At 38.9% G+C, this 18,732-nt stretch carries 21 protein-coding genes; 8 read left to right on the top strand and 13 right to left on the bottom strand.

The genetic code is table 11. From position 1 onward, the window contains the following. Positions 1 to 6: 6 nt before the first annotated feature. From BFP77_RS15320 to rpsF, 4 genes are all read right to left on the bottom strand, one after another. Complete coding sequence (locus tag BFP77_RS15320) at positions 7 to 483, bottom strand: DUF6495 family protein (RefSeq protein WP_099574922.1); 477 nt, start codon at positions 481 to 483, stop codon at positions 7 to 9. 127 nt (positions 484 to 610) lie between these two features. Beyond that, the gene (gene rplI / locus BFP77_RS15315; protein WP_099574921.1) at positions 611 to 1,063 is read right to left on the bottom strand and encodes a 50S ribosomal protein L9; all 453 of its coding nucleotides are present in this window, start codon (positions 1,061 to 1,063) and stop codon (positions 611 to 613) included. 13 nt (positions 1,064 to 1,076) lie between these two features. Then, complete coding sequence (gene rpsR / locus BFP77_RS15310; protein WP_047245121.1) at positions 1,077 to 1,373, bottom strand: 30S ribosomal protein S18; 297 nt, start codon at positions 1,371 to 1,373, stop codon at positions 1,077 to 1,079. Between the two features lie 5 nt (positions 1,374 to 1,378). Then, positions 1,379 to 1,720, bottom strand: coding sequence for a 30S ribosomal protein S6 (gene rpsF, locus BFP77_RS15305; protein ID WP_099574920.1), 342 nt, complete (start codon positions 1,718 to 1,720; stop codon positions 1,379 to 1,381). Between the two features lie 233 nt (positions 1,721 to 1,953). Between rpsF and BFP77_RS15300 the strand changes: the two genes are divergently transcribed. Continuing rightward, complete coding sequence (locus tag BFP77_RS15300; RefSeq protein WP_099574919.1) at positions 1,954 to 2,646, top strand: LytR/AlgR family response regulator transcription factor; 693 nt, start codon at positions 1,954 to 1,956, stop codon at positions 2,644 to 2,646. A 54-nt stretch (positions 2,647 to 2,700) separates the two neighbouring features. On the opposite strand, the gene priA is transcribed toward BFP77_RS15300, so the two are convergent. From priA to nadC, 4 genes are read right to left on the bottom strand one after another with little or no spacing between them, the layout of a single operon-like run. Then, entirely contained in the window at positions 2,701 to 5,157 is a 2,457-nt protein-coding gene (gene priA / locus BFP77_RS15295) for a replication restart helicase PriA (RefSeq protein ID WP_099574918.1), read from the bottom strand. Positions 5,158 to 5,162: 5 nt separating this feature from the next. Continuing rightward, complete coding sequence (locus tag BFP77_RS15290; RefSeq protein ID WP_099574917.1) at positions 5,163 to 5,603, bottom strand: DUF2147 domain-containing protein; 441 nt, start codon at positions 5,601 to 5,603, stop codon at positions 5,163 to 5,165. Then, entirely contained in the window at positions 5,600 to 6,571 is a 972-nt protein-coding gene (locus tag BFP77_RS15285) for a YihY/virulence factor BrkB family protein (protein WP_099574916.1), read from the bottom strand. Before BFP77_RS15285 ends, BFP77_RS15290 begins: the two co-directional genes overlap by 4 nt. Further along, positions 6,572 to 7,429 carry a carboxylating nicotinate-nucleotide diphosphorylase gene (gene nadC / locus BFP77_RS15280; protein WP_099574915.1) on the bottom strand — a complete coding sequence of 286 codons (858 nt, stop codon included), beginning with the start codon at positions 7,427 to 7,429 and terminating at the stop codon, positions 6,572 to 6,574. It lies immediately after the preceding gene. Between the two features lie 63 nt (positions 7,430 to 7,492). On the opposite strand from nadC, the gene rlmH reads away from it, so the two are divergent. Beyond that, positions 7,493 to 7,966 carry a 23S rRNA (pseudouridine(1915)-N(3))-methyltransferase RlmH gene (rlmH, locus tag BFP77_RS15275; RefSeq protein ID WP_099574914.1) on the top strand — a complete coding sequence of 158 codons (474 nt, stop codon included), beginning with the start codon at positions 7,493 to 7,495 and terminating at the stop codon, positions 7,964 to 7,966. A gap of 153 nt (positions 7,967 to 8,119) precedes the next feature. On the opposite strand, the gene serA is transcribed toward rlmH, so the two are convergent. The 5 genes from serA to BFP77_RS15250 form a co-directional block, all read right to left on the bottom strand. Beyond that, positions 8,120 to 10,012 (bottom strand): phosphoglycerate dehydrogenase, encoded by a 1,893-nt coding sequence (gene serA, locus BFP77_RS15270; RefSeq protein ID WP_099574913.1) that lies wholly within the window; start codon positions 10,010 to 10,012, stop codon positions 8,120 to 8,122. 194 nt (positions 10,013 to 10,206) lie between these two features. Then, positions 10,207 to 11,001 (bottom strand): alpha/beta fold hydrolase, encoded by a 795-nt coding sequence (locus tag BFP77_RS15265; RefSeq protein WP_257212995.1) that lies wholly within the window; start codon positions 10,999 to 11,001, stop codon positions 10,207 to 10,209. Next, on the bottom strand, positions 10,998 to 11,699 hold the full coding sequence (locus BFP77_RS15260; RefSeq protein WP_099574911.1) for a DUF3307 domain-containing protein: 702 nt from the start codon (positions 11,697 to 11,699) through the stop codon (positions 10,998 to 11,000). The genes BFP77_RS15265 and BFP77_RS15260 overlap by 4 nt, the downstream gene beginning before the upstream one ends. After that, a complete protein-coding gene (locus BFP77_RS15255) occupies positions 11,699 to 12,307 on the bottom strand; it encodes a SatD family protein (RefSeq protein WP_099574910.1) in 609 nt (202 codons plus the stop codon). The genes BFP77_RS15260 and BFP77_RS15255 overlap by 1 nt, the downstream gene beginning before the upstream one ends. 88 nt (positions 12,308 to 12,395) lie before the next feature. Then, positions 12,396 to 12,848 (bottom strand): methyltransferase family protein, encoded by a 453-nt coding sequence (locus BFP77_RS15250; protein ID WP_099574909.1) that lies wholly within the window; start codon positions 12,846 to 12,848, stop codon positions 12,396 to 12,398. A gap of 61 nt (positions 12,849 to 12,909) precedes the next feature. Here BFP77_RS15250 and BFP77_RS15245 point away from each other — a divergent pair, with 61 nt between their 5' ends. The 6 genes from BFP77_RS15245 (at position 12,910) to BFP77_RS15225 (ending at position 18,682) form a co-directional block, all read left to right on the top strand. Next, positions 12,910 to 13,497, top strand: coding sequence for a non-canonical purine NTP diphosphatase (locus tag BFP77_RS15245; protein ID WP_099574908.1), 588 nt, complete (start codon positions 12,910 to 12,912; stop codon positions 13,495 to 13,497). Further along, positions 13,484 to 13,669: a hypothetical protein gene (locus tag BFP77_RS17540; protein ID WP_373604842.1), complete on the top strand. Its 186-nt coding sequence runs from the start codon at positions 13,484 to 13,486 to the stop codon at positions 13,667 to 13,669. The genes BFP77_RS15245 and BFP77_RS17540 overlap by 14 nt, the downstream gene beginning before the upstream one ends. Positions 13,670 to 13,684: 15 nt before the next feature. Continuing rightward, positions 13,685 to 14,128, top strand: a complete 444-nt coding sequence (locus BFP77_RS15240) for a DUF4337 family protein (RefSeq protein WP_373604845.1) — start codon at positions 13,685 to 13,687, stop codon at positions 14,126 to 14,128. 160 nt (positions 14,129 to 14,288) lie between these two features. Further along, complete coding sequence (locus tag BFP77_RS15235) at positions 14,289 to 16,088, top strand: DEAD/DEAH box helicase (RefSeq protein WP_099574907.1); 1,800 nt, start codon at positions 14,289 to 14,291, stop codon at positions 16,086 to 16,088. Between the two features lie 77 nt (positions 16,089 to 16,165). Beyond that, entirely contained in the window at positions 16,166 to 16,936 is a 771-nt protein-coding gene (locus BFP77_RS15230) for a carboxypeptidase-like regulatory domain-containing protein (protein ID WP_099574906.1), read from the top strand. Positions 16,937 to 16,987: 51 nt separating this feature from the next. After that, on the top strand, positions 16,988 to 18,682 hold the full coding sequence (locus BFP77_RS15225; protein ID WP_099574905.1) for an alpha-amylase family glycosyl hydrolase: 1,695 nt from the start codon (positions 16,988 to 16,990) through the stop codon (positions 18,680 to 18,682). The last annotated feature ends 50 nt before the right edge of the window (positions 18,683 to 18,732 follow it).

The raw sequence follows: 18,732 nt of genomic DNA, 5'->3' as shown, positions 1-18,732 counted from the left end.
CCTACGCTAGGAAACTTCCATCATTGATTCAAACCATTGATATAAATCGCCCTTTGTAATTACGGCCCCTTGACGTATTAATTGAAATTTGTCTAAGTTCTTATCGTCTGTATATGCCTTGGACGCGGTCATATAGTCCACAAAATCGGATTGCCAATTTTTCTTGAACCATTCAAATCCCACTTTGGTGGTCAAATCAATTTCGGGATTCATCACTTTAACGGCAATGAGTTTCATCTCTTTCTCAGCTAAATGGAAGAGATGCATTTGTTGCTCTGAAATATTCTCTAAATATTTCACCTTGGTCAAAACACCTTCCCATATTAAATCACTGAACACATCGAGCTCTTCTTCTGCAACTTCTGGGGTATTTTTTTTAATTTTAGCCCACTCTTCCCCTGTTATGGACTGGGTAGCCAAAAAATTGATGAATTCTTGGTTCAACTCCTCTAATTGTTCTTTAGTAAGTCTTGTATACTTCATAGTTGTAAACTATCTCGGGGCAAGTCCACGAGGTATTGAAAGGAAAATCAGGTTTAATTTCGATTATCGCCTAAACAAATAAGCCCTTCAGAAAACTGAAAGGCTTATCATCTTAAAGTAATGAAAATTACTTTTTTTCTGCAACTACTTCAAAAGGGAAATCTAAAACGACTTCTCTGTGTAGTCTTATCTGAGCATTGTAAGGGCCTGTTCTTTTTACGGAACCACCTTGTATGCTGATAAATTTCTTATCTATTGCATGACCTTCCTTCTCTAAAGCAGCAGCTAAATCCATTGTAGTAACAGATCCGAACAATTTGTCCCCAGCTCCTGTCTTAGCGGAAATCTTCAATTCTAATGCTTTTAATGCATCAGCCGTTTTTTTTGCAGCGTCAACAACTTTCTTCTCTTTGTGCGCTCTTTGCTTTAAATTCTCGGCCAAGACCTTTTTAGCGGAAACGGTGGCCATTGCAGCCAATCCTTGAGGAATAAGGTAATTTCTACCATATCCGTTCTTTACCGTTACCAAGTCGTCTTTAAAACCTAAATTTTCTACGTCTTCCTTTAATATAAGCTCCATGATTCCTTTTCTTTTATTTTAATAAATCACCAACGTAAGGCATTAAAGCCAAATGACGTGCTCTTTTAACAGCCTGGGCTACTTTTCTCTGATACTTCAAGGAAGTTCCTGTAAGTCTTCTTGGTAACAATTTACCTTGTTCGTTTACCAACTTCATCAAGAAATCCGCGTCTTTGTAATCAACATACTTGATGCCGGATTTTTTAAAACGACAGTATTTCTTTTTTGTATTGGTTTCAATGTTCAATGGAGTTAGATACCTAATCTCCCCATCCTTTTTACCTTTCGCTTGTTGTTGTAATGTAGACATAATACTTAAGCTTTAGCTGTTTTGTTTCTTGTTCTCCTTTTTTCTGCCCATGCTATTGCGTGCTTGTCCAGTTTAACGGTCAAAAAGCGCATAACACGTTCATCTCTTCTAAACTCTTGTTCGTAAGGCGTAACCACCTCACCGGAGTTAGTAAATTCGAACAAGTGGTAAAAACCACTTTTTTTGTTTTGGATAGGATAGGCCAATTTTTTCAGTCCCCAATTCTCTTTGGCGACCATTTTGGCTCCATTCTTAATTAAGAAATCTTCAAATTTCTTAACTGTTTCCGCAATCTGATCATCAGAAAGCACGGGATTCAAAATGAAAACAGTTTCGTAATGGTTCATAATTATATTTTGTTTTAAGGAGTGCAAAAATAGGTATTATTTTAAAATAAATATAAGAAAAGAGAAAATTCTTCGTTATAGGAAGAAGCAATATTGAAATTAATAAACCAAATCTTAAAACCCATGGTTATCGCCGGTTACACAATTAACAATGCATTGTTTACATCTTTTGTTGCAGTTCAGCGTTGTTTTTCGGTAATTTGTCGATGATTTAACCCCACAAATCAGCCCTTATGAAATTAAGAAGTATTATCGTTGACGACTCATCCATGCAAAGGATGGCCGTTGCAAAACTGGTTAACAACCATCCTAACTTAGCAATGGTAGCTGAATACAGCAATGCGATCGAGGCAAAAAACGGTATTAAAAACAACGAGATAGACCTTATCTTTCTCGATGTTGAGATGCCTATCATCACAGGATTCGACCTACTGGAGTCCCTAGATAACAGTCCTCAGGTAATTTTGATTACCGGAAAACCTGATTACGCCCTTAAAGCTTTTGATTATGATGTAACGGATTATTTACATAAACCGATTACTATGGCACGTTTTGATGCCTCCGTCAAAAGAGCTGTTGCCAAATATGAGCAATTGAACAGGGTAACCGAAGACGAAGAGCATATTTTCGTGAAAAGTAATCTTAAGAAAAGAAAGGTTATTTTAAATGATATTAAGTGGATTGAAGCCCTTGGTGACTACATTAAACTGGTTACGGATGAGGCGAATATCGTAATTTTATCAACAATGAAGTCCTTTGAAAAGCAATTGCCAGAGGAGAAATTTTTAAGGATTCACAAGTCTTACATCGTGAATTTGGAAAAAGTTGAGAAATTCAATAGTAAAAACGTGGAAGTTAGTGGAAGATCTATTCCTTTAAGTAGAAATAAGAAAACCGAATTGGCCGAAGCGCTGAGCAACGTATAAAGACTTATATGATATAAATTGTACTTTAAAAAACCGCCTTAGAAGGCGGTTTTTTTATATATGGTCTACATTATAGAGAACACGGACACTGCGGTATGCCGAGATTGCCTTGAACGACTTTTCTATTCTCTTGATATTTCTTTTTGAAATTCCGAGTGATTCGTTCTTATCTATTTTTACCAATATGTTTTTTAAATATTGGTTACGAATACGCGATACTGGTGGGTATTCTGGCCCTAAAACCGTAGCTTTCACCACATTCTTCAATGCGCTACTGAACCAATCGGCAGCCTCGTTCAGAATATAGTAATTCTTGTGTTTTAAGGTGATTTTTATAATTCTATTCGTAGGAGGATATTTGTATTGTTCCCTTTCATATAATTGTTCTCGGTACATACCGTCATACTCTCCCGTGGATACCTGCTTTAATATTTGATGATAAGGATTATAGGTCTGGATAATTACTTTTCCCCTTTTTTTGGTCCTCCCTGCCCTGCCCGATACCTGGGTCAACAATTGAAAGGTACGTTCATGGGCACGATAATCCGGAAAATTTAGAAGGGCATCGGCATTCATGACTCCAACAAGGCTCACGTTCCTAAAATCCAAGCCTTTTGTAATCATCTGTGTTCCGATCAAGATATCCATCTCTTGTTGTTCAAAAGCCGTTATAATTTTTTCATATGCATATTTGCCTCTGGTGGTATCTAAATCCATACGCCCCACCTTACGCTCTGGAAATAGTTTTTTTACTTCTTCCTCAATCTGCTCCGTTCCAAATCCTTTTGTATCTAAATCCGAACCTCCACAGGCAAGGCAACTCTCCGGAATTGCCGTAGCGTGACTACAATAGTGACAGCGTAATTGCTTTTTATATTGATGGTAGGTAAGGCTAACATCACAATTAGGGCATTGTGGTGTGTGCCCGCAGGTTAAGCATTCCAATACGGGTGCATAGCCTCTTCTATTTTGAAAAAGAATAATTTGCTCCCCCATTTCCAATGCTTCTGACATTTCTTGGAGTAAGCGTTCTGAAAAATGGCCCTTAAGTCTTTTCTTGCGTTGGGCTTCCTTTATATCTACCAACTCCATATCCGGCATAAGTACATTACCGAACCTTCTAGTTATTTCAGCGTAGCCGTATTTCCCTTGTTGCACATTGTAAAAACTTTCTACGCTTGGTGTGGCGGATCCAAGAACAATTATGGATTGATGTAAGTTCCCAAGAACTATGGCAGCGTCCCTAGCATGGTACCTTGGTGCGGGGTCAAACTGTTTAAAGGAACTCTCGTGCTCTTCATCAATAATAATAAGTCCCAGTTCCTTAAAAGGTAGAAATAAAGCAGACCTGGCCCCTATGACCAGTTGTGCCTTGGGCTTTTGACGCAAGACGTTATTCCATACCTCTATCCTTTCGTGGACGTTATACTTTGAATGGTAGATGGCGATCTTTTCTCCGAAATATTCCTGCAATCGAGAAATAAGCTGTGTAGTCAGTGCAATTTCCGGGAGCAAATAGAGGATTTGCTTTCCTTTTTTAATATAATCGGCAATCAATTTTACATATACTTCGGTTTTACCCGAGGAGGTGACACCATGAAGCAATGTAACTTTTTCCTCATTCAACGATTTTCTTATATCATTTAGAGCCGCTACTTGGTACTCGTTCAAATCCTTGGTATCGTTATCATCCTTGGAGCCATCAAAACTTACCCTATCTTTTCTAATGAAATAGGTCTCTAGAATACCCTTATCCACCAGTGCCTTGATCACTGCCGTAGAGGTATTACTGGATTTCTCCAAATCTGTACTGGCTATTGGTTTCTTGGAAGCACCTTGAAGTTGAAAAAGTGCCAATACTGCCTGACTCTGTTTGGGAGCGCGTTTTAAAGATTCTAACAATAGCGCTAAAGCATCATCAGTTTTGTAAGCTGACCCAAGCCGAATATATTTGACCAATTTAGGTTTGTACTGCTCATAAATCTCTTCCTTTAATAGAATGATTTTCTTTTCTAACAAACGTTGTAAAATCGGCATTACATTCTTACGTTCCGTAATGGCCGAAACCTCATGGACCTTTAGAACGGATTGATGCTGTAGCGCCTCATATACCAAAAATTCGTTATCCATTAAGATATCTTCATCTACCTCAGCATCCTTATTCAAGAGTACCAACGTTTCACTCTCTAAAAGAAATGCACTAGGCAAGGCGCTTCGTAGCACTTCTCCGAGCGTACACATGTAGTAATTAGCGATCCACTTCCAATGCTGCAACTGTAAAGGAGAAACTATAGGGTAATCATCGAGAATTTGATGTATTTCCTTTGCCTCGTATATTTCTGGGGCCGTTTGATGCACGGCCGCTACAATTCCTGTATATATTTTTGATTTACCAAAAGGTACGGAAACCCGCATACCCGTTTCCACGAACGATACTTCTTCCGTATTTATGGCATAAGTAAACGTCTTTTCTAGCGGAATAGGTAAAATTACATCTATAAAATGTGCCATACGTATTAGCCCTCCACACGCAACCAGGTTTGCGTTCGATAAATAAAAGCAAGATAACCCCTAACCTTTAGTTCATTTGGATTATCGGGGTTCAACCAAATTTTACATCGAAATGTCATCGCCTGTTCTGGATCGAACAAACGTTTGCCCTTCCATTCTCCGTCTTCATTTTCTTTTGCTGCCGTGATGATTTCCATACCAACAACAGGTTTATCCTTTAATTCCCCATCACATTTAATGCATTTGGCGTTTTCTTTTCCTTTTTCCAAAATATCTTCAACATAGCCGTACATTAAGCCATTTTTCTCATAAATATTGATAATCCCCTTGGGTTTACCGGTGCGATCGTCAATGGTCTTCCATTTTCCAAAAACGGACTGAGACATCATTGTGCCTGTGACGCACACAAAAAATAGCATGAGCAATACTCTAACGGAATTTATCATTCTTCTTTTTTAGCAATTTTTCTTAGCGAATTCAAGGAGGCGTTCAACTCAAATCCAAGTAGCAAGATATTAGAATTTAACCAGATGTAAACCATCAAAATCAATAAACCTCCCAATGCGCCGTACAGCTCATTATATCTGGCGAATTTTTCTACATATATTCCAAAAAGGTAGGAGGTTACCAAAAATAGAATGGTAGTCATTAAGGCACCTATAGAAAAAAAACGCGCTTGTTTACCTTCCCTAGTTCCAAAATAATATAAGATAGCCGTTGTAAAATAGGATAAAATGACAAAGAATAGCACCTTGGCGATCTGTACGCCCATGATATCATCCTCACCGAGTACATAGCCCCCTTGCCTAGCAGCAAATTCCGTTAAATAGCCCAATACATAGAATTCAAAATAAATGAAGGCAACAAAGCCCACAATGATAAGTATGGCCAAAATAAGCCCTACCATTAGCGCAAACAGGTATTGTCTAAAAAAATTACGCGTTAAATCTATATGATATGAGGTTTCAAAACCTCCAAAAATCGCATTTACCCCATTTGCCACCAGGAATATGGAAATTATGAAAGAAGACGACAATAAGCCCCCTCTTTTTTGGTCCTTGATCTGCTGAAAAATTTCCCCAAAATATTCCCCTGTTACCGAGGGTAGGAAAGATTCTAGAAAAGAAAGGAATTCGGCATCAAAATTACTGTTCTCAAGACTTACGTACGAGACCAGAAACGGTACCAAGGTGACCATAAATATTAAAAGTGGAAAAAGTGCCATGAACAGACTAAAGGCGATGGCACTTGCTCTGGTAGATAAGGTGCCCTCAAGAATTCCCAAAATATACATCTCTGCGAGATCGTAGATGGATAAACCCTCAAAACCGGGAAGTTTCACGGTTTTCAATAGCCGAACCACCCAATTTACAATAGGAATCTTATCCAATTTTTCCTCGATCTCTACAGACATTTATACCGCTTTAAGGCTTAGGTCCATATTATAAACCGAATGTGTTAGCGCTCCTGAGGAAATATAGTCCACACCGCACTCCGCATAATTACGGATTGTTTCTTCGTTAATACCTCCTGAGGATTCCGTTAGGCATTTGTCACCGATCAGTCTAACCGCTTCTCGCGTATCTTCATAATTGAAGTTATCGATAAGAATACGGTAGACCCCATCTGATTTTAGGATTTCTTTTATCTCTTCGAGGTTTCGGGCTTCGACGATAATCTTTAAATCACGGCCCGTATCGCTTAAATAACGCTGTGTCTTTTCAATGGCCTTTGTAATACCTCCGGCAAAATCGATATGGTTGTCCTTCAACATAATCATGTCGTAAAGGGCAAACCTGTGGTTCTCTCCTCCACCAATCTTTACCGCCCATTTTTCCAAAGCCCGTATGCCCGGAGTAGTTTTTCTTGTATCCAGAATTTTAGTATCCGTACCCTCCAATAAATTGACAAAAAAATTGGTCTTAGTCGCTATTGCACTCATACGTTGCATGGCATTGAGCACTAATCTTTCCGCCTTTAGAATACTTTGTGAGCTCCCTTTTACATAAAACACAATATCACCATGGGTAACTTGGCTGCCGTCTTCAATCAAGGTTTCTACCTCTAGGTTTTCATCAACATATGAAAAGACTTCTTTAGCGAAAGCGATGCCCGCAATTATTCCCTTGTCCTTTACCAATAACTTTGCTTTGCCCATAGCGTCCTCAGGAATACACGCCAGCGAACTATGGTCACCATCACCTACGTCCTCTCGTATGGCATTTGAAATGATGCCTTTAATCTCTTTATTGAACTGTTCTTCTGAAATCATAAAACCGTATTATCACCTGCTAAAATACGAATCCATTTTGGGAAATTGATTTACTTTTGGTGTATGACTATAAAACTATTGGTTATTGGCAAAACAGATAGTACCCAACTGGAACAACTTATTGCCGTGTACCAAAAACGCTTGGGATATTATATCAATTTTAAGATGGAAGTAATTCCCGATTTGAAAAAAACCAAAAACCTTTCCCAAGAACAACAAAAAGAAAAGGAAGGAGCGTTAATTCTCAAACAGCTGGTTAGCACGGATACTCTTATTCTTTTGGACGAAGGCGGTAAACAATTTTCTTCTATCGATTTTTCCGGGTATCTACAAAAAAAGATGAATTCTGGCCTCAAACAATTGGTATTCGTAATCGGGGGACCCTATGGTTTTAGTGATTCGGTTTATAAGGCTGCTTCAGGGAAAATAAGTTTGTCTAAAATGACTTTCTCCCATCAAATGGTGCGGTTGTTCATGGTTGAACAGTTGTACCGAGCCTTTACCATTTTAAAGAATGAACCCTATCACCATCAATAGAAAAAAGGGATTCAACTAAAAAATTCGAACTCAATTTAGAGGCCGCCTCTGGTCAATACATGCTATACCCTTTTAAAGTATTGCGTTAATTCAACTGGCGAAAAACCCAGTTGTTAATTATTCTCTATTTGATAACTATTGCATTGTGGTATTCTAATAAAGCACTCTAAACTTAATGGTATTCTCTACCTTTTTCAAGGCTTTAATAACGTCTTTGTTGTATTCCTTATCCAAATCTGTAATCACGTAACCAACTTCGTTATCGGTAGACAGGTATTGACTGGAAATATTAAGCTCAAACTTAGCCAGTACTTCGTTGATTTTTGCCATAATACCGGGTACGTTCTTATGAATATGCAAGAAACGGTGTGCTTTATTCTGTTTCGGAAGTCTGATATTAGGGAAGTTAACGGCGTCTACCGTATTCCCAGAATTGATATAGTCCATGATTTTATTCGGAACAAAATCGGCTATATCTCTTTGTGCTTCCTCTGTACTACCACCTACGTGAGGAGTTAATATCACATTTGAAAAACCTTGGAGTTTTGTCTTAAAATCTCCATTACTTCTGGGTTCTTCAGGATATACATCTACCGCGGCTCCACCGATTTGACCGCTTTCCAGTGCCGCTACCAAAGCATCGATATCCACTACAAAACCTCTGGACAAATTAACTAACATGGCACCTTTCTTCATTTGATTCAATTCTCGTTCCCCAATAAAATTCTTATTGGCGGGATTGTCATCAATATGAAGCGTTACCACGTCCGATATATTCAGTAAATCCTCTAGGGTGTTGCATTTTTTGGCATTACCAAGTGCAAGGCTATCCTCAACATCATAATAATACACCCGCATGCCTATGGCCTCCGCTAGAACGGACAATTGCTTGCCTATGTTACCGTAACCTACAATACCAAGGTTCTTACCACGGACTTCCCTTGATCCAGCGGCTGTTTTTTGCCATTGTCCGTTATGGATTTCAGAACTTCTGGCGAATACACTACGCATTAACATGATGATTTCACCTATGGCGAGTTCTACTACGGAACGTGTATTACTATATGGCGCATTAAAGACTACCACACCCTTCTTTTTGGCATACTCTAAATTTATTTGAGTAGTACCTATACAAAAAGCACCTACGACCAATAATTTATCCGCGGCATCCAAAACCTTTTGGGTTACCTGTGTTTTTGAACGGATACCTAAAACATGGACGCCCTTAATCTTTTCTATGAGCTCCTCTTCTGGCAAACTATGTTTTACCAATTCTACCGAAAAACCTTCGTCCGATAGATTTTCAAAAGCAGCGGTATGCACATTCTCTAACAAAAGAATTTTAATCCTATTCTTAGGATAAGATATATTCCTAGGTAAATCGTTCACAAATAAAAATTCATCCAGACTCGGTGTTACATGGTCGGCATTGTCCGCAGCTTTATCCCTATGAACGTTTTCCGTGTAGGCGAAGAATTTATCTGCTATTCCGGCTTCCCGCATCACATAATCACTATAACCATCACCTATAACCTGTACTTCCCCTTCTAGGTTCATTTGTTTAAGACACTCGATTTTACCATTGTGCTGAGACAGTACATTGTCTTCGTCGAACCCAACAATATTTCCGTCCTCATCAAATGTAAAGGTATTGGCGTATACCCTTTCCGAAGGAATATTATACTCCTTTACGATAGGGTCAATAAATTCCTTGAACCCGCAGGAGATTACATAAATATCATCCGCATATTTTTCAAAAAACTCTTTGTTGGAAGCTATGGATTTTGATATTTTTTGACGCAATTCCTCAACGAGGCCTTCGAGATCAGATTTATTGGCATTTAATAGTTTGATGCGCTTTTCAAGAGATTCCGTAAAGGAAATATCACCATCGATACCCAAGTTGGTAATTTTCTGTATTTCGTTGATGATTTCTTCTTTATTGGATTTTCCCTGTAGGGTCATTTCCGCAAGTACATCCAAAGCTTCTACCCTTGTTAACGTACTATCGAAATCAAAAACATATTTTCTTCCTGCTTCTACCATTTTTAATGACTTTCTTATTCCTTGAATTCAAATAAAAACAAGCGGTAAAAATAAAAATTTATTCGACCCGAAGTACAGTAATGTTATCAAAAGTTATCCCTATAACCAAAACCTATGATTTTGATAGGAATTTCGTCACAGCTTAGTGTTTTTGAGGTGTTATGGAAATAACGCCCACCTATTTTAGAGCCGTACTACAGAAAGTTTAGAATTGCCTTTGAAAATGCCTCCGTTTTATAGGTTTGGTTATGGTCGCAAGGTACAATGACCAATTTACTCTTGCCAAAAGCTTTATGAAGTAATTCTGGATTACCGTTCTCCAAATCCTCATCTCCCGCGATAACCAAAATTTTAGCCTTTATAGCCCCCAGCTCTTCAATGGAAGTGACAGGTTGGTACTTTTGTTGCAAATGCAAGGAGCGCAAATCTGCCCCTATTGATTTGGCATAGGCAACAGCTCCTTTAGTTTCTTCTGTGACTTCTCCGTCAAAAGCTTTCATAAACATAATTCTCCTATCCCAGTCCGGGTCTGTAAAATCAATACCCATACCCCCTAAAACAGCTTTCTTAATGCGGGGCTCTTTGGTCATTAATTTTGCCAGTACAATACTTCCTCTAGAATAGCCAATGGCATAAAATTCTTTTGAATTAAGGTGGCTCATCAGTAGTATTATATCATTTACTTCCGCATCATTAGCGTACGATTCTTCCGTTTGAGGTTTGCCGGAATTACCATTTCCCCTTAAATCCGGAACGATAACACGATAGCCTTTTTTTAGAAGCTCACTTTTTAATGGCGTTATATCCCAAGATGTTCTAGAATTAATAAATCCATGAAGAAGTAATACGGGCTTACCAAACCCTTCATCCGAATAGGTAATCTCTACGTCATCAAATGAAGTGAAATAATTGGTTTGTGCCCTAGCATTTGAGAACATCAGGAGAAAGATACAAATTGAGGAAAACGAATAGCTATGATACTTTTTCATACTGACATGGTATAAATTAAGCCGGTTACTATAGCTAAACCAAAACTTACTAAAGTACCGATCAGAATATACTCGGTAAGCTTTCTATTATTGGTCTCCTTTAAATCGTTAAACCGAAATACCGATTTGGCCGTAATCAGCAAACCTATGGCCTCCCACTTGCCTATAATTATGAAAACAAGCACAAATAGCCGCTCTATAATTCCTATATATTTTCCCGCGTTGGGTAATGACTTATGGTTCGTCTCTATTTGATTGGACATCCCCTCCAACAGTTGTCCCATGATAATCGCTGACGGGGAAGTAACGAATACTATGGCTACGAGCAATGGCCAGTCTAAAGTTTGAAATAGTGTTATGGCGTGTTCGGGCAATTCGCTATAGAAGCAACAGAGGTATAAAACCAAAATATGCAGTGCCTGATCCAAGAAAAAGGGAATGTTCTTATTCTTAAATAAAGGATTTATATAAAGTTTAAAAATATCTATGAGAAGATGACTACCTGCAATTATCAGGGCTATCCACCAAAGCAAAATGTCCCAGAGAACCAGCATATATAAAAACAAGTGGATGATTACATGAAAATATAAGTATTTAGAACCTGCTTTATTGGCTTCTTTATGAATTACCCATTTCAGGGGCTGCAGCATAAAGTCCCCAACCAGATGTGCTAAAAGCAACTTGGCGAATAAAATCATTATTGCGGTAATTTAAATAGATTTTCATAGTAGGCCAACAGCTCTAAGACCAGGTCTATGCGTGCTCTTTTGAGTCTTTGACTTACCGCAGATTGCTTAATTCCTAGTTTTAGGGCCAACTCCTTCTGAGATGCCTCTAAATTATCCAAGATCATAGTTACTATTTCCGCGGAAACCACGCTCCAATTGTCCATAAAATCCAAAGCAAGCTTTAGCATAAGGTTTATGGTCTTGTCATGGCTTTCGTCTCCCGTAGCTATACTTAGATTTACTTTGCTCTCTTTAAGGGAGTCAAATTTACGACCAGAACGCTGATATGCCGGTCCATTGGATTCACTAACACCTGAACCCGTAAACGTTTCTAGGCCTATTCCTATACCCATGCGGACATCTAGACCCTTTATGGATTTTAAAATCGCTTTGATTTGAATAGCCGAGAACAGAGCATTTTCTTGATTGACCTTTAGTTGAAATTCATCACCACGATAAATTTCCCAGACCATTGGACTGGTGCCAAAACGAGAAAAATATTCTTTTAAAATAGGAATCCATTCCGAAGAGGGATAATTCTCTGAATTGATAATATCACCTGTAATTATTGCAATCATAAGTATTAACTAAATGGCTAATATATAAATTAATAAGCTTTTTTGATAATATTTAGTAATATTACTTTTTTCAATAATTATCACCGCACTAAAACCACCTCCTGGTCTTTGTAACGTACCGCGCATATTCCTTTCCGAACTTATTCCCAAGAATTTTCTCTTCTGGAATGATTTGAAACCGATTCATGTAAAACACAAACCCGGAGGCCAACAGCACGTTAAAGGCATTACCCAGCTTTAAACCCCAAGCAAGAAGCATTAACAACATCCCCAAATACATAGGGTTTCTAGAGAACTTATAGAGGCCATTAGTAACCAATTGTGTCGTTTTTGACGGTTTGCCCGGGTCAACCGTAGTTTTTGTTCTAAAAAATTGAACAATGGATATCGTTAATATACCTACTGCCATTCCTGCCAATACTTTGACCAAGACCAGGCGTCCGAAGAAGTCAAAAAAGCCAAAAGGTAAAAACTTGTTCAACAAGAACATGAGCAGTCCAAAAACAAAAAACACGATAACAGGGGGTAGTTTTAACTCCATTTTATAAAATTAGTATTTTTGAATTTGTCAAAATCTTAAATCAAAGAATTAATTATTTTACATGCAACTTGTTTTTGCTACTCATAATGAAAACAAACTAAAGGAAATTCAATCCTTGGTTCCTAAACATATAGAAATACTTTCCTTAACGGACATTCATTGCCATGAGCCTATCCCTGAGACCAAGGACACTTTGGAAGGTAATGCAAAATTAAAAGCAGATTATGTTACTGAGAATTATGGTTTATCATGCTTTGCAGACGATACCGGCCTTCTGGTAACCAGCCTAAACGATGCTCCGGGCGTATTCTCTGCCCGGTATGCAGGGCCAGAAAATAATGCTCAGGCCAATATGGACAAGCTCCTTCATAATCTAAAGAACAAAGCTGACCGGTCCGCCATATTTAAAACGGTCATCGCATTGAACTTAAACGGTAAGACCTATTTTTTTGACGGAACCGTAGCCGGAGAAATCCTAACGCAAAAGAGAGGGCAAGATGGTTTTGGTTACGACCCTATATTTAAACCCGAAGGTTATGACAAGACCTTTGCGGAATTACCGTTGGAAATTAAGAACAAAATAGGTCACCGAGGAAAAGCTACCATAAAGCTCATTAACTATTTAAATACACATTATGCTACAATCTAAAAATAGTTTGGATACCGTTGAGGTTTCTGTAGCTTCAGAAAGAGCCGAAGCCGTTGGTGGGGTTCTTATTGCATTTTTTGCCGCGCTAATGGCAATTTCCCAGATGGTCAACGGAGAACTGGAGGAAGAAATGATGATAGCCCATAATAAGGTAGTCAATTATTCTAGCTAGTACCAATCCAAAAGCATTAAAGAAAGTCTTAAAGAAAGTGAACTAGATTATTTAAACGTACTGGTTACCAGCGGTATCATTCCTGAAGATAAGGTAGTCCCCGTAAATAGAAAAATAGAGGTTGTCAAAAATCAAATCACCAAATATGGTAACGAGAAGAAAGAAATTTTAATAGGCTCCTCTAACATTCCTAAAGAAGATTGGATTCATGACCTAGATGGTAAACTGGGTATTATAGTAGGGGTAAAGGAATGGGAACAACTGGCGGAGCAATATGACGAGGCTACTAAAAAATTTGACCTCGGCATGCTCTTCTTTCAAATCTGTATTGTTTTGGGCGCAGTTTGTATCATCATATATGATAATCCTAAACTTCAAAAAGGGTTTATTATCTTAATGGTGGTCTGTGGCATAATCGGAATAATCATGTCCGTCTATGGTTATAGTATCGCGCCTTAATTTTTGTATTACCATCAAATTATACCATCTCATTAATTAACAGTACCTTTGCCGCTTTATAAAACGCCGCTGGTATAGCACGTGTTGTTCGGAGTCAACAGGTTATGTTCGATAATCGCTCTATGCAACATTCATATTTGCGATTAAGAAACATAATAGTATGACAAATTTTGAAGCACTAGGACTGCAAAAGTCCTTAATTGATGCTGTCTCGGATTTGGGTTTTGAAAAACCTTCTGAAGTACAGGAAAAAGCAATCCCGATTTTATTGGAAAGTGAGACCGATTTGGTTGCGCTTGCACAAACAGGAACCGGTAAAACCGCTGCTTTTGGCTTTCCGCTCATCCAAAAGATAGACCGTGATAGTAGAACTACACAGGGTTTAATCCTCTCCCCTACCAGGGAATTGTGTTTGCAGATTACCAATGAGCTAAAATTATACTCCAAATACGAGAAAAATATAAATGTAGTCGCTATTTATGGCGGAGCCAGTATTACGGAACAAGCAAGACAGATTAAGAGAGGTGCCCAAATAGTGGTGGCCACTCCCGGACGTATGAAAGATATGATCAATCGTAAATTGGTCGATATTTCTAAAATTGACTACTGTATTTTGGACGAGGCGGATGAAATGCTCAACATGGGCTTTTTTGAAGATATCAAGGATATCCTTTCGAATACCCCGGATGAGAAGTCTACCTGGTTGTTTTCGGCTACAATGCCCAAGGAGGTTTCCATAATCGCCAAGAAGTTTATGCATTCCCCACAAGAAATTACCGTGGGTGCTAAAAACTCTGGGGCTTCAACCGTTCAGCATGAATATTATGTTGTTGGTGGTAGAGATAGATACCCGGCTTTAAAAAGATTGGCGGATACCAATCCCGATATTTTTTCGGTCGTTTTTTGCAGAACAAAAAGAGATACACAGAGGGTAGCGGAAAAACTTATTGAAGACGGTTATAATGCCGGGGCACTACATGGGGATTTGAGCCAAAACCAACGCGATTTGGTAATGAACTCGTTCCGTAAAAAACAAATACAAATGTTAGTCGCTACCGATGTAGCCGCGAGAGGTATAGATGTGGACGACATTACCCATGTTATCAATTACCAATTGCCAGATGAAATAGAAACCTACACACACCGTAGTGGTAGAACGGGAAGGGCCGGTAAATCCGGTATTTCCATGGTCATCGTTACGCGTAGCGAAATGCGTAAGATTAAGGCTATCGAGAATAAGATAAAGCAGAATTTCATCTCTAAAAAGATTCCAACGGGAATGGAGATTTGTGAGATTCAACTGTATCATCTGGCCAACAAAATAAAGGATACCGAAATCAACGAAGATGTTGAAAGCTATCTACCAGCGATTAACGATGTGTTAAAGGATGTAGATCGCGAAGAACTCATCAAAAAAATCGTGTCGGTCGAGTTTACACGTTTTTATAACTATTACAACAAATCAAAAGACCTGAATACTTCAGATTCTGGAGAAAGGGGTCGCGATAGAAACAATAGAGGTGACGCACCTACTTCTGGTTCGGTGCGTTATTTCATAAATGTGGGTGAAAAAGACGGATACGATTGGATGTCTCTCAAGGACTTCATCAAGGATACCGTAAATCTTGGAAGAGAAGACGTTTTTAAAGTCGATGTAAAAGACAGCTTTTCTTTCTTTAACACCGATGCAGAGGTCACTGATAGGATTTTATCCACCTTTACAGAATTTAAGGTCGATGGTAGATTTGTAAACGTAGAAGTTTCCAAAAATCCCGGAGGCGGTGGCGGAAGACGCAGAAGCGGAGGCGGCGGCTTCAGGGATAAAGGCAAAAGTAGAGGAAATCGTGACGGAAACAGAAGTGGCGATAGATCGCGAAGTAAAGGAAGGGAACGAAGAAATTCTTCTAGTCCCAACTCCGGTAAAAGAAGAAGCAACAAAAGAAAAGGTGATTTCTTTTAGTTAATTCTATATTAAAAAATACGCTTCGGCGTATTTTTTTGTTTTGTTTGTACCTTTAATTATCTCAGCATACGTTTATGGTAAAATATGTACTGGTTATCTTTTGTTTGTATGGTTTCTTGGGTTACGCTCAAGACGAGACCGAAAGCAGTATCATAAGCGCACTTGTCGTAAATGCACAGACAGACGAACCTATGGAAAGTGTCCATGTCGTCAACTTAAACCAAGTCTTAGGGACCATTACCAACGAAAAAGGTGAGTTTTCAATTACTGCGGCCGTAAATGACACCCTATATTTTTCTTTCTTGGGCTATAAATCCCAAAAAATTAGGATAACCAATGATATGTTCAAGTTCAAGGATACCAAGATTGCCCTAACAGAGCTCGCCTACGCCTTGGAAGAGGTCATTGTTCGCCCTTACCAGCTTACGGGATACTTAGAAATAGATGTAAAGAATTTACCCGTAAATAACGCCTATCAATATAGTATTTCTGGACTTTCCGTGGGATATGAAGGCGGAAATAAGAATCCTAGCGCGGTTACCAAAGTTTTAGGAGCAATTCTGAATCCTGCAGATCTATTACGGAACCTCTTCGGGAAAAAGCCTAACCAAATGCGTAAACTTCGTCAAATCAAAGAAGACGACAGAATTCGTGATTTGTTGGCATCTAAATTTGACCGGGAGACCTTAATGGAACTGCTGCAACTGGATAAAATGGACATCCAGGATATTTTGAACAACTGTAATTATTCCAATTCATTCATCACTACCGCCAACGACCTTCAGATTCTTGATGCTATTAGCAGCTGTTATGAAGAGTTCAAAGTGCTAAACCGAAAGAAATAAAATTTTTCTGTTCCGTCTGCATTTTATAGCTTTAAGCAAAATAGAATGCACATGAAATACCTACTTATCGTTGCGACGCTTCTCGCGATGCTTTCCTCATGCAAAACAGAGAACAAAGAAGTAGTCAATAAAACGTCTATCAAGACGGATACCGTGGCCATAACAGAACCAACGATTCCTTTTGTCTGGGACGGCGCTAATATTTACTTTCTTCTCACCGATAGGTTTTATAATGGAAACCCGGAAAACGACATCAATTTTGACAGAACCAATCCTAGCGGAAAACTACGCGGGTTTATGGGTGGCGATATTCAAGGAATCACGCAAAAACTAAATGAAGGCTATTTTACAAAGCTAGGCATCAACTCCATTTGGTTTACCCCGGTAATAGAACAAATTCACGGAGATACGGATGAAGGCACTGGTAATACCTATGGATACCACGGATACTGGGCAAAAGACTGGACAGCCTTGGACCCAAATTTTGGCACGAAAGAAGATTTGGGTATGCTTGTAAAAACCGCACACAAGAAAGGTATCCGTGTACTAATGGATGTGGTTCTTAACCATACCGGACCTGTTACCGATAAGGACCCCGTGTGGCCCGAAGAATGGGTTATTACGGATCCCACTTGTGAATTTACCACCTATGAGAACACTACCAATTGTACTCTGGTAGATAATCTACCGGATGTGAATACCTTATCGGATGAAGCCGTTGAACTTCCGGATGCGCTCTTAGCAAAATGGAAAAATGAAGGTCGGTTAAGTGCCGAGTTAGATGAGCTACAGTTATTTTTTGACCGTACGGGCTATCCGAGAGCGCCAAGGTTTTATATTATGAAATGGCTTACGGATTACGTACATGAATATGGTATAGACGGTTTTAGGGTAGATACGGTTAAACACGTCAACGAAAATGTATGGGGCGAACTTTATAAAGAAGCTTCCTATGCCTTTGATACGTGGAAACGAAAACATCCGAACGCTGTTTTGGACAATAATCCTTTCTACATGGTCGGTGAGGTATACAATTATGGAATATCCGGAGGAAGAGCCTTTGATTTTGGTGATAAAAAGGTAGATTTTTTCAGTAACGGATTCCATAGCCTCATTAACTTTGAGCTTAAATATGACGCTGCAAAAGACTATGAAACCATTTTCGCTAAATACAGCAAACTGTTGCATACTAAACTAAAAAACAAAAGTGTCGTCAATTACTTGGCATCACATGACGACGGACAACCTTTTGACCAAGAACGGAAAGAAGCCGTACGGGCAGCAAACGTTTTACTGTTAACACCAGGGGCATCACAAGTGTATTATGGTGACGAGACGGCTAGAAATTTAGTCATTGATAGTACCCAAGGAGATGCCACATTACGTTCTTTTATGAATTGGGACGAACTGGATAGCATTCCAAAAATACAGCGCACCCTTGCGCATTGGAGAAAATTAGGACAGTTTAGAAATGCACATCCGTCGGTAGGCGCAGGAAAACATAAAAGATTAGGTAAAAAACCCTATGTCTTTAGTAGAACGTATACCAACGGAGATTTTAAGGATAAGGTAGTTATAGGTCTGGACTTGCCTAAAGGGAAAAAATCACTTTGGGTTAAAGGATTTTTTGGGGATGGTACTAAACTTTACGATACCTATTCCGAAACGGAGGTTATGGTCAAAAATGGCAAGGTATTGTTGGAAAACGATAACGATATTGCTCTTCTGGAACTGTTACAACCCTGAAACACCAAGAAACCAATAATTAGCCTAATAAACGACCTCTGAACGAAACC

Origin of the sequence: Maribacter sp. 4U21, from assembly GCF_002742365.1 — a bacterium.
Classification (GTDB): Bacteria; Bacteroidota; Bacteroidia; order Flavobacteriales; family Flavobacteriaceae; genus Maribacter.
Note: the sequence above shows the minus strand (reverse complement) of the source record. Positions and strands in the feature narration are given on the sequence as shown.